The organism is Lysobacter sp. Root604 (genome assembly GCF_001427505.1).
GTDB lineage: Bacteria > Pseudomonadota > Gammaproteobacteria > Xanthomonadales > Xanthomonadaceae > Lysobacter.
Genome location: NZ_LMGS01000001.1, coordinates 300,764 through 314,734, shown reverse-complemented (window position 1 = coordinate 314,734; position 13,971 = coordinate 300,764). Strand labels below are relative to the sequence as shown.

Genomic DNA, 13,971 nt, shown 5'->3' with positions numbered 1-13,971 from the left:
GTGGTTCGAATGATGGATGGATGCGCTTAGCGCAGCTCGATGTCCAGTGCCGCGGCCGCGCGCCGCGCGTGTTCGCGCGCGCCGTCGATGTCCTCGGCCACGGCCAGCGTCACCGCGACCCGGCGCTGGCCTTCCACCCGCGGCTTGCCGAACAGGCGCAGCTGGGTGTCGACCTGGCTCAGCGCGGCGTCGACGCCGTTGAACACCGGCACGCCGTGCCCCTGCGCCAGCACCGCGCACGAAGCCGACGGCCCGTGCTCGCGGATCAGCGGAATCGGCAGGCCGAGGATCGCGCGCGCGTGCAGCGCGAACTCGCTCAGGTCCTGCGAGACCAGGGTGACCAGGCCGGTGTCGTGCGGACGCGGCGAGACCTCGCTGAACCAGACCTCGTCGCCCTTCACGAATAGCTCCACGCCGAACACGCCCCAACCGCCGAGGTCGTCGGTGATGCCGCGCGCGATGCCCTGCGCGCGCGCCAGCGCGCGCGTCGACATCGGCTGCGGCTGCCAGCTCTCGCGGTAGTCGCCGTCGCGCTGGAGGTGGCCGATCGGCGCGCAGAAGGTGGTACCGCCGACGTGACGCACGGTCAGCAGGGTGATCTCGTAATCGAAATCGATGAAGCCCTCGACGATGACCCGGCCGGCGCCGGCGCGGCCGCCGGTCTGGGCGTAGTCCCAGGCCTTGTCGATGTCGTCGGCGCTGCGCACCAGGCTCTGGCCCTTGCCCGAGGACGACATCACCGGCTTGACCACGCAGGGCACGCCGATCTGCGCGACCGCGGCGCGGTAATCGTCCAGGGTGTCGACGAAGCGGTAGGGCGAAGTCGGCAGGCCCAGGGTTTCCGCGGCCAGGCGGCGGATGCCTTCGCGGTCCATGGTCAGGCGCGCGGCGCGCGCGGTCGGGATCACCCGGGTGTGGGTGCCGCGCTCGGCGAATTCCTGTTCCAGCTCGACCAGGGTCTGGGTGTGGATGGCCTCGATCTCGGGCACGATCAAATGCGGCCGCTCGGCCGCGATCAGCGCGCGCACGGCCTGCCCGTCCAGCATGTCCAGCACGTGGCTGCGGTGCGCGACCTGCATCGCCGGCGCGTCGGCGTAGCGATCGGCCGCGATCACCTCCACACCGTAACGCTGCAGTTCGATCGCCACCTCTTTGCCGAGTTCGCCCGAACCGAGCAGCAGCACGCGGTAAGCGTGCGGGGACAAAGGCGTACCGAGGGTGATCATGCGCGTTCCTGAGAGGGGCCGTAGGCTGACGCTAGTCTAACTTTCCGCGCGCCCGACCGGGTCCGGATCTGTATCGGCGCGGGGGCCGCATGCGATGCTGTGGGCATGCCGCGTTCCGTGTCGCTACCGCTGCGCGCCGTCGTACTTGCCGCAGCCCTGGCCGTGGCGAGCGCCTGCGCGCGTCACGAGCCCGGCGAATCCGGCAGCGAGCTCAGCGGCATCCTGGTCGACGGCCAACTCGACGAGATCAGCGGCCTGGCCGCCTCGCGCCGCCACCCCGGCGTGCTGTGGATGATCGACGACGGCGGCAATCCCGAACGCCTGTTCGCGGTCGCCGACGACGGCGAGCGCCTGGCCACCTTCCGCATCGAAGGCGTGACCAAGACAGACTGGGAAGACATTTCCTCGTTCCGCTTGAACGGCCGCAACTATCTGCTGATCGCCGACACCGGCGACAACGGCGGCCTGCGCCGCAGCCTGCAGCTGCACATCGTCGAGGAGCCGGCCAAGCTGGAGAACGCGCGCCTGCGCCCGGCCTGGTCGATCGCATTCCGCTGGCCCGACGGCGCGCGCGACTGCGAGGCGGTGGCGGTGGACGCCGGCAACGGCCGCATCCTGCTGATCTCCAAGAAGCGCCAGCCGCCGGAACTGTTCACCCTGCCGCTGCGCCCGGCCGGCACCGGCCTGCTCACCGCGCAACGCAGCGGCGCCCTGGCCGGGGTGCCGCAGCCCAGCGCCGAGGTCCTCAAGCGCAACCCGCGCAGCGCGCGCCTGCAAAGCCAGGTCACCGCCGCCGACGTCTCGCCCGACGGGCGCACCCTGGCGGTGATGACCTACCGCTACCTGCTGCTGTACCCGCGCCGCGGCGGCCAGAGTTGGAGCGCGGCCGTGGCCGCGCCGCCGAAGCAGCTGACCCTGCCCTGGCTGCCGCAGGCCGAAGCCCTGGGCTGGGCCGCCGACGGCCGCAGCCTGTACGCGACCGGCGAATTCGTGCCCGCACCGCTGTACCGCATCACGCCCTAGCCCCCGCCTCCCTGTAGGAGCGGCGCAAGCCGCGACCGCGCAAGTGGGACGGGCGGCGCCTCGGTGCGGTAGGGCCGTTCGACCTCCCGTCTCCCATCGCCCCTCTGCCCGCCATCCAGCGCCGCGACCGTGCGGGGTCGGGGTCGCGGCTTGCGCCGCTCCTACCCTCAGGACCCGGATTAGGCAGCCTACCGCTCGTCCGAAACCCCTTGCAAGGATAGATATCATTTTGATATCACATATCGAACCCATCGACGACGCGAGCACGCGCCATGAAAGAGAACCCGACCCACTCCCTGCCCGGGATCCCGACCCTGCTGTTCCTGCTGCTGGTCGGCGCCTTCGGCTTCTGGCTGTTCATCGGCGGGGTCGCGGCCAAGGCCGACCTGCAGATCGGCGCCGCCATCGTCGTCGGCATCCTGGTGTTCCTGGCCCTGACCGGCCTGTACAAGGTCGAACCCAACCAGGCCGCGGTACTCAGCCTGTTCGGCAAGTACGTCGGCACGGTCAAGGACAACGGCCTGCGCTGGAACAACCCCTTCTACGCCAAGAAGAAGATCAGCCAGCGCGTGCGCAACTTCGAAAGCGGCAAGCTCAAGGTCAACGAACTCGACGGCAGCCCGATCGAGATCGCCGCGGTGATCGTCTGGCAGGTGGTCGATTCGGCCGAGGCGGTCTACAACGTCGACGACTACGAAAGCTTCGTCCACATCCAGTCCGAATCGGCGCTGCGCGCGATGGCCACCAGCTATCCCTACGACCAGCACGAGGACGGCCAGTTCGCCCTGCGCAGCCACGCCGCCGAAATCTCCCAGCACCTCAAGGACGAGTTGGCCGAACGCCTGGCCGACGCCGGCGTACAGGTGAACGACGCGCGCATCAGCCACCTGGCCTACGCGCCCGAGATCGCCCACGCCATGCTGCAGCGCCAACAGGCCAACGCGGTGATCGCCGCGCGCACCCGCATCGTCGCCGGCGCCGTCGGCATGGTCGAAATGGCGCTGGCCGAGCTGCAGAAGAACGGCGTGGTCCAGCTCGACGAAGAACGCAAGGCGCAGATGGTCAGCAACCTGCTGGTGGTGCTGTGCGGCGACCGCAGCACCCAGCCCATCGTCAACGCCGGCACCCTGTATTGAGGCGAGGCACGCATGGATCAGTCCACCCAAGCGCTGCTGCTGCCCGCGATCATCGTGATCAGCGGGCTGCCGATCCTGATCGCCGCGGTGCTGGTCGCGCGCGGCAACCTGCACCTGCTCAACGGCCTGGATGCCTCGCGCCTGCGCGATCCGGCCGCGGCCGCGGCGCGCTTCGCACGATTGCTGGCGCTGATGGCGATCGCGATCTTCGTGTCCGCGCTGGGCTACTACTGGGCGCATGGCAACGACGGCCGCATGCTGTGGGTCACCGTGGCGCTGCTGGTCGCGGTCAACGGCTTGGCCGTGGCCTTAATGCTGGCGCTGGCCCGGGCCAAGCGCGACTACCGCCAGCCGCGCGACGACGAACGGGCCGGCCGCCGGTGAGCGAGAAGAAAGCCTACCCGCTGCGCATCAACGCCGACGTGCTGGCCGCGGCGCAGCGCTGGGCCGACGACGAACTGCGCTCGCTCAACGCCCAGATCGAATACCTGCTGCGCGACGCGCTGCGCAAGGCCGGAAGGCTGCCCCACCCCAAACCCGCAAACCCTGAAGGAACGGACGACGCATGAACCACACCCAATGGAAATACCACGTCAGCGAGATCGGCCTGCAACTGTTCGGCGCTTCCGCCTTCGACCGCATCCGCGAGGAGCTCGACAAGCGCGGCGCCCTGGGTTGGGAGCTGGTCACGGTCGCTCACAATTCCAACAACTCCAGCACCTGGCTGTACTTCAAGAAACCGGCCTGATCGCTTGCGGCGAACCATCGCCGCGCACTACCTGGGAGCCCGTCATGCTGCATATCGTCAAACTGATCGAACGCCGCTATCCGCGCCACGACCCGGCCCGCCCGGCGCCGCTGGCGCGGCTGGCCACGGTGGCGCTGCTGGCGCTATCGGCGGCCGCGTTGATGGCCGGCATGCTGTTGCAGCTGCGCTGAGATGAGCCGCTACGCCATCTCCGCGCCGGGGCCGGGCGCCGCCCTGGTGCCCACGGTCTCGCTGCTGCTGGTGCTGATCGGCATCGTCTTCGCGGTGCTGCGCGCACCGCAGGACCCCAAGATCCTGCAGTTGCTATGGATCGCCGTGCCGGTGCTGGCGTTGGTCGGCGGCCTGATCTGGCTGGGCGCGCGGCGGCGATCGGTGGAACTCGAATCCGGCCTGCTCACGGTCAAGGCCGGGCCGCATACCGTGCGGGTCGCGGTGGCGAGGCTGGACCTGGATCGCGCGCGCATCGTCGACCTGGACGAGCACGTCGGCCTGCGTCCTTCGATCAAGACCTTAGGCTCCGCCCTGCCCGGCTATCAGGCCGGCTGGTTCCGGATGCGCGATCGCTGGCGCAAGGCGTTTTACCTGCTGACCCAGCGCCGGCGCGTGCTGTGGCTGCCCGAGCGCAACGACGGCCCCTCGCTGCTGTTGTCGCTGGAGCAACCGCAGGCCCTGCTGGAGGCGCTGCAAGACGTGGCAAGGCGCGCGCGCAGCCGTTAACCTGCGCGCATGCGCGGCATAGTTCCGGTCCTGATCAATACGCCCGAGATCGAGCTCTGGCCCGGCGGTCTGCTGCGTGCGCGCAGCAACCACGACGCGCGCGCACTGGCGCGCGCGCGCCACGTGCTGCGGCGCAAGCGCGACGGCCAGTACCTCGCCGCCGACCTGCCCGAAGGCCTGCTGCCGCTGATCCCGCGCCTGGGCCACGAGCCCGGCCTGGACGCCGCGCTGGACGCGCTGGAGCACCACAGCCAAAGCCGCCGCGCCGGTCTGGAGCGCGTACGCGAGCTGCCGCTGGATCGCCTGGAAGAACGCCTGCACGCGCTGGGCCTGGACGATGGCTACGGCGAGCGCACCGGCCTGGCGCTGGTGCCCGAACCCGATCGGCTGGGTTTCGCCGGCCACGACCGCTACCGCCGCCCGCTGTGGCTGCACCCGTCGGCGGCGCGCGCCTGGGCCCACCTGCACGCGGCCGCCCTGGACGACGGCGTGGTGCTGGAAGCGATCTCCGGCTATCGCAGCCACGACTATCAACTGGGCATCTTCGAACGCAAGCTCGCGCGCGGCCAGAGCGTCGAACAGATCCTCACCGTCAACGCCGCGCCCGGCTACAGCGAACACCACTCCGGCCTGGCCCTGGACATCGGCGCGCCCGACCAGCCGCCGGCGGAGGAGTCCTTCGAAACCACCGCCGCCTTCGCCTGGCTGCACGCCCAGGCCGGCGGCTACGGCTTCGTCATGAGCTACCCGCGCGACAATCCGCACGGCATCGTCTACGAGCCCTGGCACTGGCGTTTCGCGCCGCCCTGACTCGTCGCCATCGCAGCCCCGGGCTAGGATGCAGGCCCGCGCCGCGCGCGCCGCCTCCGGGAGTGCCGCCTTGATCACCTGCTATCTGCGCTACGTGCTGGATCCGGCCAAGCTGGCCGAATTCGAAACCTATGCGCGCATGTGGATTCCGCTGGTCGCGCGTTTCGGCGGCACCCATCACGGCTATTTCCTGCCCGGCGAAGGCCCCAGCAACATCGCACTGGCGCTGTTCTCCTTCCCCAGCCTGGCCGAATACGAGACCTACCGCAGCCGCGCCGCCGACGATCCGGACTGCCAGGCCGCGATGCGCTACTACGAAGACACGCGCTGCTTTCTCAGCTACGAACGCAGCTTCTACCGCCCGGTCTTCGAGTGAGCGCGATGAGCGAGGTCGAGGTGCGCCTGCTCGGCCGCGACGAGATCGCGGTGCTGGACCGCGTCGCCGCCGACGTGTTCGACCACGCCGTCGACCCGCGCTGGGCCGGCGAGTTCTTCGCCGACCCGCGCCACCATCTCGCGGTCGCCGTGCTCGATGGCGTGGTAATCGGCATGGCCTCGGCCCTGCATTACGTGCATCCGGACAAGGCGCCGGCGCTGTGGGTCAACGAAGTCGGCGTGAGTGCGGCGCAGCAGCGCCGCGGCATCGGCCGGCGTTTGATCCAGGCCTTGATCGCGCATGCGCGTGAGCTGGGCTGCAGCGAAGCCTGGGTCGGCACCGAGCTCGACAACGCCGCCGCACGCGGCCTGTACGCCTCGGTGGGCGGGCAGGAAGCGGCGATGGTGGTGGTGGCCCTGCCGCTGCACGGCGCCGGCTGAGCGCATGCCCTTCACGCCCATCCACCTCGGCCCCGGCTTGGCGCTCAAGGCGATCGGCGGCCGCCATTTCAGCTTCATGGTGTTCGGCGGCGCGCAGGTGCTGATGGACATCGAGCCGCTGATCGGCATCCTGCGCGGTTGGCCGGTGCTGCACGGCCGTACCCACAGCCTGCTCGGCGCCCTGTTGATCGGCCTGCTCGCGGGCGCGATCGGGCGGCCGATCAGCGCCGTCTGCCTGCGCTGGCTGCGCATCCCGCATGCGCCGTTCACCTGGCGCGCCGCGTTCGCGGGCGGCCTGCTCGGCACCTACTCGCACGTGCTGCTGGACGCGATCATGCACTACGACATGCAGCCGGCCTGGCCGCTGTCGCTGGCCAACCCGCTGCTGCGCTGGATCTCGGTGGACCAGCTGCATCTGCTCTGCGTGGGCCTGGGCCTGTTCGGCGTCGGCTGGATGATCGTGCGCGCGGCCTGGAACAGCCTGGAATAGGCGGGCCGCGCCCGCAGCGTCGGCCGGCCCGCTTCGGGCACAATGCGCCGGACCCGCTGTGTTCGGCGACCGAATCCCATCCGCTCACGACTCATGACGCCGCGCACCCTGGCCGAGGGCCACGCCCAGCCCCGCAACAACTTCAACCTGATCCGCCTGGTCGCGGCCTGGCTGGTGATCTACGGGCACAGCTACGCGGTCACCGCCAGCGGCGGCCAGGACCTGCTGCTGCAGCTGGTGCGGATCAAGTTCGCCGGCGGCATCGCGGTGGACATGTTCTTCGTCATCAGCGGCTTTCTGATCGCGGCCAGTCTGGAGCGCAACCGCCTGCCCGGGTATCTGGCCGCGCGCGTGCTGCGCATCTTCCCGGCCCTGATCGTGTGCGTGGCCCTGTCGGTGCTGGTGCTGGGCCCGCTGCTGAGCACCGCGGCCGACTACTGGCGCTCGCCGATCACCTGGAAATACCTGAGCGCCAACGCCCTGCTCAGTCGCGACACCCAATACTTCCTGCCCGGCGTGTTCGAGACCCTGCCCAGCCACGCCATCAACGGCTCGCTGTGGTCGCTGCCGATCGAGGTGCGTCTGTATCTGTGGCTGGCCCTGATCGGCCTGCTGCGCCTGCTGCCGCGCCTGCGCTTCAACCTGCTGTGCCTGGGCCTGCTGGTGTTCGGCTACGCCAAATACGGCGGCCAGAGCCTGTCGCCGGAGAAGATCAACTGGCTGTACTGCACGGCCTACTTCCTCACCGGCAGCCTGGCCTGGGTCAACCGCGACCGCGTGCCGTTGCGCGGGTGGTTGCTGGTCGCGGTGCTGGCGCTGGCCGCGCTGTTGCGCGACAGCAGCTATTACTACCTGGGCTATTTCGTCGCGCTCAGCTACACCACGCTGTTCCTGGCCTTCGTGCCCAAGCTGCCGCAGATCCGCCGCACCGATCTGTCCTACGGGCTCTACCTGTACGGCTGGCCCGCGCAACAACTGGTGCAGTACTACGCGCCCAGCACCGGGCCGCTGATGAACACCCTGTGGGCGACCCTGATCGCGGGCACGCTCGCGGCGCTGTCCTGGCATGTGGTCGAACGTCCGGCCTTGCGCCTGAAATCGCGCTTCGGCGGCCGCAGCGATCCGCACGCACCGGCGGCGGTCGAGGACGCGGCCGTCGCGCCGGCCACGGCGCAGCGCGAATGAGCGCCTCCGACGACGAGGCGGTGCTCGCGGCCTGGCGCCGCAACGCCGCGCCCTGGACCCAGAGCGTGCGCGCGGGCGGCATCGAGAGCCGGCGCCTGGTCACCGACCGCGCGATCGTCGACGCGGTGCTGCGGCAGGCGCCGCGCACCGTACTGGACCTGGGCTGCGGCGAGGGCTGGCTGGCGCGCGCGTTGAGCGAACGCGGCCTGGCCGTGACCGGCGTGGATGCGGTGGCGGAACTGGTCGACGCGGCGCGCGCGGCCGGCGGCGGCGAACGCTATCTCGCCTTGTCGTACGCGCAGATCGCGCAAGGCGCGCTGGACGCGCGCTACGACCTGGCGGTGTGCAACTTCTCCCTGATCGGCGAGGCCGAGGTCGAGACCTTGCTGGGCGCGTTGCCCGGCCTGCTGCACGCCGACGGCCGCGCGATCGTGCAGACCCTGCACCCGATCGCCGGCTGCGGCGATCTGCCCTATGCGGAAGGCTGGCGCGCGGGCTCCTGGGCCGGCTGCGACGGCGACTTCGCCGATCCCGCGCCCTGGTACTTCCGCACCCTGGGCGGTTGGCTGGCCCTGCTCACGCGCTGCGGCCTGCGCACGCTCGCGATCGAAGAGCCGCTGCATCCGCGCACGGGCAAGCCGGCCTCCTTGATCCTGATCGCCGAGCCTATCCGCACTTAGCCCGCCGGATCTCGTCGTAGGATGCGGTGCGCGCAGCGAACCGCATCGCGCTACGCGACGTGGCTTGCGTAGGTGCGTATGGCGCGATGATGCGGCTCGCTGCGCGCACCGCATCCTACGAATCCGCATCCGGAGGCCGGCAAATCTGCCGCATCGATCCTGATCGCCAAGCCTACCCCTACGGATCGGGCCCAGCTTCGACCCCTCGTAGGATGTGGTGAGCGCAGCGAACCGCATCCTACGAATCCGCATCCGGAGGCCGGCAAATCTGCCGCATCGATCCTGATCGCCAAGCCCCCTACGGATCGGGCCCAGCTTCAACCCCTCGTAGGATGTGGTGAGCGCAGCGAACCGCATCGCGCTACGCGGCGCGGCTTGCGAAGGTGCGTGTGGCGCGACGATGCGGTTCGCTACGCTCATCGCATCCTACATACGGCAGCGGATCAATCCTGCGAGCGCTTGGTCTCGGTCTTGCTCGGCGCGGCCAGGTCGGCGATGCGCCACAGATACAGGCTGGCGTAGGTGCGGTACGGGCCCCAGCGCTCGCCGATCTCGATCAATTCCTTGGGCGTAGGCATGAGCGCGGCCTTGTCCACCGCCTGCGCGCCCTTGCGGATGCCCAGATCGTCCACCGGCAGCACGTCGGGGCGGCCTAGCCGGAACATCAGCATCATCTCCACCGTCCAGCGCCCGATGCCGCGGATCGGCACCAGCGCCTCGACGATGGCGTCGTTGTCCATCACGCTCATGCGGCGCAGGTCCGGAATCTCGCCGCGCGATTCGCGCAACGCCAGGTCGCGCAGCGCGAGCAGCTTGTTGCCCGACACGCCGCAAGCGCGGATGGTCGCGTCGTCGCAACGCGCCAGCGTGTCGCAATGGAAGCGGTCGCTGGCGATGGCCGTCTCCACCCGTCCCACGATGGTCGCGGCGGCCTTGCCGCTGAGCTGCTGGTAGAGGATCGCGCGCGCCAGCGCGTCGACCGGATCGAAACTTTTGCGCCAGCGCGGATCGGGCGCGATCGTGCCGACCCGTTTCATCCACGCGCCCAGCTTGCGGTCGCGCTTGGCCAGATGAGCGTAGGCGGCGTCGGTGTCGAAGCCGCGACTATGGCGCGGCACGCTCAGCGCCTCGCCGCGTCGGTCGCGTACAGCAGCCAGGCCAGGATCATCAGGCTGCCGCCGAACGGCAGCAGGCGGGTGCTGGTGCCGAAGAAATACGCCGAGGCCAGGCCGCCGGCGAACAGCAGCACGCCGATCAGCAACGCGGCCAGCGCGATCCGCGCCAGCCGGCGCGCCGCCGCGGGCGCGAGCGCGGCCAGGGCGATGCCGTGGCCGAAGGCGAACAGCGCCGCCATCTGCAGGCGCGACTGCGCGGTCGGATCGGCGACGTGCGCGGCATAGGCCGACAGCGCCACCGACAACGCGGCGAGCAGCGCGCCGGCGACGGCCAGCGCGCGCGTGGAAGGGAGCGAAGAAGTGGGCGACGTCATGCGAAGGGTCCGCTCGTGCGTGTCGGCACGATAGCAGGCGGGGTGCGCGTGGCAAGCGGCGCAGCTTGCGATTCGGTGTGACGGTGAGTTCGGGTTTGGGCGTGTTCGGCGGGTGCGTGGCCGGTCGAGTTCCACCCGGTAACGAATCGCGGCTTACGCCGCTCCCACAGAAAGCGGCGACGCGGCTTCGGCTTTCTGTGGGAGCGGCGTAAGCCGCGATCGCCACTCCGGTGCTGGAGCCGATCCATCCGCCGAACGACCCCACAAAAAAACGCGCCGCGGAATCCGCGGCGCGTTCGGTGTAACGCAGAACCGGAAGACTTATTCCTTGACGGTCCAGTACACGTCGTAGTCGCCTTCCTCGGTGAAGCTCTTCTCGACGCCGGCCTTCCAGGTCTCGTACGGACGGTCGATGGTCTCGTCGCCCTGGGTCATGGCCCAGGCGCGCAGCGCATCGCGGACCTTGGCCAGGTTGGCCATGTGGCCCTTGAACGGGACGGTGGCGACCTTGGCCGGGCCCAGGAACACCGACTTGACCGGGCCCTCGAGGTTGACCTGCAGTTCGGTGGCCGGACCGGTCGCGCCGACCTTGCGCACCGGCTGGGCGACGTCGAACGAATAGGTCTCGGTGCCGAACTCGTTGGTGATGATGCGCACCGGACCGGCGGCTTCCAGGCCATTGGCGGCCATCACCTTCTTGATCCACTCGATGTTGCTGTTCATCTGCGCCTGGACCTTGGCGTTGTCGCGGTCCACGGCGGCGGTGACGATCAGCAGGTTCTCGGATTCGCGCTGGACGAACTTCGGCTTGTTGGCCGGGTTGTCCTTGCTCAGGTCGGCGTAGTCCAGGTTGGGCACCGCGGCCAGCATGTTGCTCAGGCGCGAGAGGCCGAGCTTGATGTCTTCGCCGACGCTGCTGCTGACGTACAGACCGGAATAGCGGCCCAGCATGTTCCAACCGTACTCGACGTCGTAGGTCTGGGTGATCTCGACGTTGCGGTTGTTGCGGCCGGTCGGACGCAGGGTGAACTCGGTGCGCTTGTTGTTGCCGCGCAGGATGTCGTCGATCTTGTAGGCGACGCGCTTACCCGGCTCGGAAGCGGTGATTTCCCAGCTGCCGTCGCCCAGGTTCTTTTCCTTGGAGGAGTACTCGAGGCGCGCGCCCACGCCGGCGTCCGGGCCAGCCAGCTTCAGCTGCATGTTCGGGTCTTTCATGACCAGCGGGTTCCAATCCTTGAACCGGTGCAGGCTGTTCAAGGTGTCGAACACGATCGTCATCTTGCGGTTGGTCTCAACCGAGTGCGACAGGTGGCGGCTGGACGGCAGCACGACGCCGACGACCAGGAACAGCACGGCGACGATCGCCAGGGAAATCAAAAACTCGATCAGACGGGTCATTCAGGTTTCTCCAAGGCCGGGACCCGGATCGGGCCGGGGCGCAGACCCACAATCGTATCAAGGAAGCTGCAATCGGGGCAGTCATCCGTCGCAACCGGCCGATGCGGGCAAGCCGGGGCCGGGGCGCCCCGGGGGCCGGCCCGGCGAAATCGCAAGCTACGGCAAGGCACGCTGCTGGCGTGCGCGGCGAACGCGCCGCGAGCCGTATCGATCGGGGCTGAAAGTGGGCGCAACGGGTGCGCAACGCCCCCGCCGCCGGGCCCGACGCGGCGCGCCGGGCCCATGGAGCGCTGGGCTCAGACCAACTGCAGCTCGAAGGCCTTGAGCACGGCCCGGGTGCGGTCGCGCACGCCGAGCTTCGACAGGATATTGGACACGTGATTCTTGATCGTGCCCTCGGCCACGCCCAGGGAGTTGGCGATCTCCTTATTGGAGAAGCCGCCGGCCATCAGGCGCAGGATCTCGGTCTCGCGCTCGGTCAGCGGGTCCGGGCGGTCCAGGCTGACGAAATCGTTGCGCATGTGCTCCAGGCCCGACAGCAGGCGCTGGGTCACCGCCGGTTGCACCAGCGAACCGCCGTCGGCCACGGCCTGGATCGCGCCGACCAGTTGCTCCAGCGACACGTCCTTGAGCAGGTAGCCCTTGGCACCGGCCTTGAGCCCGGCGAGCACCAATTGGTCGTCGTCGAAGGTGGTCAGGATGATGGTCGGCGGCAGGTTGCCGGCCCGGGCCAGGGCCTGCAGGGCCTCCAGGCCGGACATCACCGGCATGCGCATGTCCATCAGGACCACGTCCGGACGCACCTGCGGGACGATCTCGACCGCCTGGCGGCCGTCGCCGGCCTCGGCGACCACTTCGATGCCCTCGGCCAGCGCCAGCAGCGAGCGCACGCCTTGGCGGACCAAGGTCTGGTCGTCGACGAGCAGGACGCGGATGGTGCGGGCGGGACGGGCATTGTCGGAGCTGGGGGTCATGCGGTGACTCCTTCACAAGCGGCGGCCGCGGCCGCCGAGGCCGGCAACGTGAGGTGCAGGCAAAAGCCCGCCTCCGGCCGGGTTTCGATACGCAAATCGCCGCCGTACTGGACCAGGCGCTCGCGCATGCCGCGCAGGCCGTTGCCGGAGACGGGATTGTCGGCGCCGTGGCCGTCGTCGCGCGCGTCCATCACGATGCAGTCCTGGTGCCGACGCACCTGGATGTCGAGATGACGCGCGCCGGCGTGGCGCACGGCGTTGGTGATGATTTCCTGGGTGCAGCGCATCAGCACGTGGGCGCGCTCGGGATCGTCCAGGGTCAGCGGGGACTCGATATCCATGCGGATATCGAGCGCGGGTACGTTCTCGGCCAGCGGCCGCAGGGCCACGGCCAGGTCGATCGCGCCGTTCTCGCGCAGTTGGCTGACCGCTTCGCGCACGTCGGTCAGCAGCAACCTGGCCAGAGTATGCGCCTGCTGCACGTGTTCCTTGACGCGGCCGTCGGACAGATGGCCGGCGACCTCCAGGTTCAGGCTCAGCGCGGTCAGGTGATGGCCCAGCAGGTCGTGCAGCTCGCGCGAGATGCGGGTGCGCTCGTTGATGCGCGCGCTTTCGGCCAGCAGGGCGCGGGTGGCGCGCAGCTCGGCGTTGAGGCGGCGCTGCTCTTCGCGCGCCTGGGTCTGCTGCAACGCGACCATCGCGGTCACGAACACGAAGCTGGAGAACCCCATGTACAGCAGCGACTGCAGCACCGCCACCAGCGGCGGGATGTCCAGCGCCTGCACGAACACCGGGGTGATCGCCAGGTTGCCCACCAGCAGCCAGACGATGCCCACGCGCAGCGGCAGCATCCACGGCAGCAGGCCGGCGATGACCATGAACAGCACGCTGCCCAGGCCGGTATTGGAGTAGTAGCTGACCCCGATCGCGCAGCCGGTCAGCACCAGCAGCAACAGGTGGTCGACGATGCCGGTCTCGCGCTCGCCAAGCGAACGGGTGATCCACCAGTAGACGACGCCGAAGGTCAGGTAGACCGCGACCCAGCGCAGCACCTGCAGGTAGACCGGTATCAGCGACTGGCCCGGCTCGAGCTGGAAATAGCCCGGGTCCAGCCAAATCGAAAGCAGCCAGCAGCCCAGCAGGACCCACGTGAACAGGCCCGCATAGCGCAGCAATCGGGTATGGGTGAGGCGTGCCAGCATGAACGCATGCTAACGGCTGCGGCCCGCCCCGGAGCCGTCCGAAAGTAATGGAACGC

Annotated in this window: 19 protein-coding genes; 13 read left to right on the top strand and 6 right to left on the bottom strand. The window is 69.4% G+C overall.

Features of this window, described 5'->3' with window-relative positions; all coding sequences use genetic code 11:
• Positions 1-26: 26 nt before the first annotated feature.
• Complete coding sequence (purT, locus tag ASD69_RS01585; protein WP_056173104.1) at positions 27-1,226, bottom strand: formate-dependent phosphoribosylglycinamide formyltransferase; 1,200 nt, start codon at positions 1,224-1,226, stop codon at positions 27-29.
• Between the two features lie 105 nt (positions 1,227-1,331).
• Here purT and ASD69_RS01580 point away from each other — a divergent pair, with 105 nt between their 5' ends.
• The 13 genes from ASD69_RS01580 (at position 1,332) to ASD69_RS01525 (ending at position 8,852) form a co-directional block, all read left to right on the top strand.
• Entirely contained in the window at positions 1,332-2,249 is a 918-nt protein-coding gene (locus ASD69_RS01580; protein ID WP_056173101.1) for a hypothetical protein, read from the top strand.
• Between the two features lie 272 nt (positions 2,250-2,521).
• Positions 2,522-3,385, top strand: coding sequence for an SPFH domain-containing protein (locus ASD69_RS01575; protein ID WP_056173098.1), 864 nt, complete (start codon positions 2,522-2,524; stop codon positions 3,383-3,385).
• A gap of 12 nt (positions 3,386-3,397) precedes the next feature.
• On the top strand, positions 3,398-3,769 hold the full coding sequence (locus tag ASD69_RS01570) for a hypothetical protein (protein ID WP_056173093.1): 372 nt from the start codon (positions 3,398-3,400) through the stop codon (positions 3,767-3,769).
• A complete protein-coding gene (locus ASD69_RS01565; protein ID WP_056173091.1) occupies positions 3,766-3,954 on the top strand; it encodes a hypothetical protein in 189 nt (62 codons plus the stop codon). Before ASD69_RS01570 ends, ASD69_RS01565 begins: the two co-directional genes overlap by 4 nt.
• Positions 3,951-4,133 (top strand): DUF4177 domain-containing protein, encoded by a 183-nt coding sequence (locus ASD69_RS01560; protein WP_056173089.1) that lies wholly within the window; start codon positions 3,951-3,953, stop codon positions 4,131-4,133. Before ASD69_RS01565 ends, ASD69_RS01560 begins: the two co-directional genes overlap by 4 nt.
• Positions 4,134-4,177: 44 nt before the next feature.
• A complete protein-coding gene (locus ASD69_RS21615; RefSeq protein WP_157489212.1) occupies positions 4,178-4,324 on the top strand; it encodes a hypothetical protein in 147 nt (48 codons plus the stop codon).
• A 1-nt stretch (position 4,325) separates the two neighbouring features.
• Positions 4,326-4,871, top strand: coding sequence for a hypothetical protein (locus ASD69_RS01555; RefSeq protein WP_056173086.1), 546 nt, complete (start codon positions 4,326-4,328; stop codon positions 4,869-4,871).
• A 9-nt stretch (positions 4,872-4,880) separates the two neighbouring features.
• Positions 4,881-5,681 (top strand): M15 family metallopeptidase, encoded by an 801-nt coding sequence (locus ASD69_RS01550; protein ID WP_056173083.1) that lies wholly within the window; start codon positions 4,881-4,883, stop codon positions 5,679-5,681.
• Positions 5,682-5,751: 70 nt separating this feature from the next.
• The gene (locus tag ASD69_RS01545) at positions 5,752-6,057 is read left to right on the top strand and encodes an NIPSNAP family protein (RefSeq protein WP_056176394.1); all 306 of its coding nucleotides are present in this window, start codon (positions 5,752-5,754) and stop codon (positions 6,055-6,057) included.
• A 5-nt stretch (positions 6,058-6,062) separates the two neighbouring features.
• Entirely contained in the window at positions 6,063-6,497 is a 435-nt protein-coding gene (locus ASD69_RS01540) for a GNAT family N-acetyltransferase (protein WP_056173080.1), read from the top strand.
• 4 nt (positions 6,498-6,501) lie between these two features.
• A complete protein-coding gene (locus tag ASD69_RS01535) occupies positions 6,502-6,987 on the top strand; it encodes a metal-dependent hydrolase (protein ID WP_056173077.1) in 486 nt (161 codons plus the stop codon).
• Positions 6,988-7,080: 93 nt separating this feature from the next.
• On the top strand, positions 7,081-8,172 hold the full coding sequence (locus ASD69_RS01530) for an acyltransferase (RefSeq protein WP_056173075.1): 1,092 nt from the start codon (positions 7,081-7,083) through the stop codon (positions 8,170-8,172).
• The gene (locus ASD69_RS01525) at positions 8,169-8,852 is read left to right on the top strand and encodes a methyltransferase domain-containing protein (protein ID WP_056173072.1); all 684 of its coding nucleotides are present in this window, start codon (positions 8,169-8,171) and stop codon (positions 8,850-8,852) included. The genes ASD69_RS01530 and ASD69_RS01525 overlap by 4 nt, the downstream gene beginning before the upstream one ends.
• Positions 8,853-9,295: 443 nt before the next feature.
• On the opposite strand, the gene ASD69_RS01520 is transcribed toward ASD69_RS01525, so the two are convergent.
• The 5 genes from ASD69_RS01520 to ASD69_RS01500 form a co-directional block, all read right to left on the bottom strand.
• Entirely contained in the window at positions 9,296-9,970 is a 675-nt protein-coding gene (locus tag ASD69_RS01520; protein WP_056173070.1) for a DNA-3-methyladenine glycosylase, read from the bottom strand.
• Between the two features lie 2 nt (positions 9,971-9,972).
• Positions 9,973-10,341: a DUF423 domain-containing protein gene (locus ASD69_RS01515; protein ID WP_056173067.1), complete on the bottom strand. Its 369-nt coding sequence runs from the start codon at positions 10,339-10,341 to the stop codon at positions 9,973-9,975.
• Between the two features lie 321 nt (positions 10,342-10,662).
• Positions 10,663-11,739: an SRPBCC family protein gene (locus ASD69_RS01510; RefSeq protein ID WP_056173065.1), complete on the bottom strand. Its 1,077-nt coding sequence runs from the start codon at positions 11,737-11,739 to the stop codon at positions 10,663-10,665.
• A 296-nt stretch (positions 11,740-12,035) separates the two neighbouring features.
• On the bottom strand, positions 12,036-12,713 hold the full coding sequence (locus ASD69_RS01505) for a response regulator transcription factor (RefSeq protein ID WP_056173064.1): 678 nt from the start codon (positions 12,711-12,713) through the stop codon (positions 12,036-12,038).
• Positions 12,710-13,915 carry a sensor histidine kinase gene (locus tag ASD69_RS01500; RefSeq protein ID WP_056173061.1) on the bottom strand — a complete coding sequence of 402 codons (1,206 nt, stop codon included), beginning with the start codon at positions 13,913-13,915 and terminating at the stop codon, positions 12,710-12,712. The genes ASD69_RS01505 and ASD69_RS01500 overlap by 4 nt, the downstream gene beginning before the upstream one ends.
• Between the last annotated feature and the right edge of the window lie 56 nt (positions 13,916-13,971).

Excerpts from the sequence above, each read along its gene's own strand:
- purT (WP_056173104.1), bottom strand. The coding sequence starts at position 1,226 with ATGATCACCCTCGGTACGCCTTTGTCCCCGCACGCTTACCGCGTGCTG.
- ASD69_RS01580 (WP_056173101.1), top strand. The coding sequence starts at position 1,332 with ATGCCGCGTTCCGTGTCGCTACCGCTGCGCGCCGTCGTACTTGCCGCA.
- ASD69_RS01575 (WP_056173098.1), top strand. The coding sequence starts at position 2,522 with ATGAAAGAGAACCCGACCCACTCCCTGCCCGGGATCCCGACCCTGCTG.
- ASD69_RS01570 (WP_056173093.1), top strand. The coding sequence starts at position 3,398 with ATGGATCAGTCCACCCAAGCGCTGCTGCTGCCCGCGATCATCGTGATC.
- ASD69_RS01560 (WP_056173089.1), top strand. The coding sequence starts at position 3,951 with ATGAACCACACCCAATGGAAATACCACGTCAGCGAGATCGGCCTGCAA.
- ASD69_RS21615 (WP_157489212.1), top strand. The coding sequence starts at position 4,178 with ATGCTGCATATCGTCAAACTGATCGAACGCCGCTATCCGCGCCACGAC.
- ASD69_RS01555 (WP_056173086.1), top strand. The coding sequence starts at position 4,326 with ATGAGCCGCTACGCCATCTCCGCGCCGGGGCCGGGCGCCGCCCTGGTG.
- ASD69_RS01550 (WP_056173083.1), top strand. The coding sequence starts at position 4,881 with ATGCGCGGCATAGTTCCGGTCCTGATCAATACGCCCGAGATCGAGCTC.
- ASD69_RS01540 (WP_056173080.1), top strand. The coding sequence starts at position 6,063 with ATGAGCGAGGTCGAGGTGCGCCTGCTCGGCCGCGACGAGATCGCGGTG.
- ASD69_RS01535 (WP_056173077.1), top strand. The coding sequence starts at position 6,502 with ATGCCCTTCACGCCCATCCACCTCGGCCCCGGCTTGGCGCTCAAGGCG.
- ASD69_RS01530 (WP_056173075.1), top strand. The coding sequence starts at position 7,081 with ATGACGCCGCGCACCCTGGCCGAGGGCCACGCCCAGCCCCGCAACAAC.
- ASD69_RS01525 (WP_056173072.1), top strand. The coding sequence starts at position 8,169 with ATGAGCGCCTCCGACGACGAGGCGGTGCTCGCGGCCTGGCGCCGCAAC.
- ASD69_RS01515 (WP_056173067.1), bottom strand. The coding sequence starts at position 10,341 with ATGACGTCGCCCACTTCTTCGCTCCCTTCCACGCGCGCGCTGGCCGTC.
- ASD69_RS01510 (WP_056173065.1), bottom strand. The coding sequence starts at position 11,739 with ATGACCCGTCTGATCGAGTTTTTGATTTCCCTGGCGATCGTCGCCGTG.
- ASD69_RS01505 (WP_056173064.1), bottom strand. The coding sequence starts at position 12,713 with ATGACCCCCAGCTCCGACAATGCCCGTCCCGCCCGCACCATCCGCGTC.
- ASD69_RS01500 (WP_056173061.1), bottom strand. The coding sequence starts at position 13,915 with ATGCTGGCACGCCTCACCCATACCCGATTGCTGCGCTATGCGGGCCTG.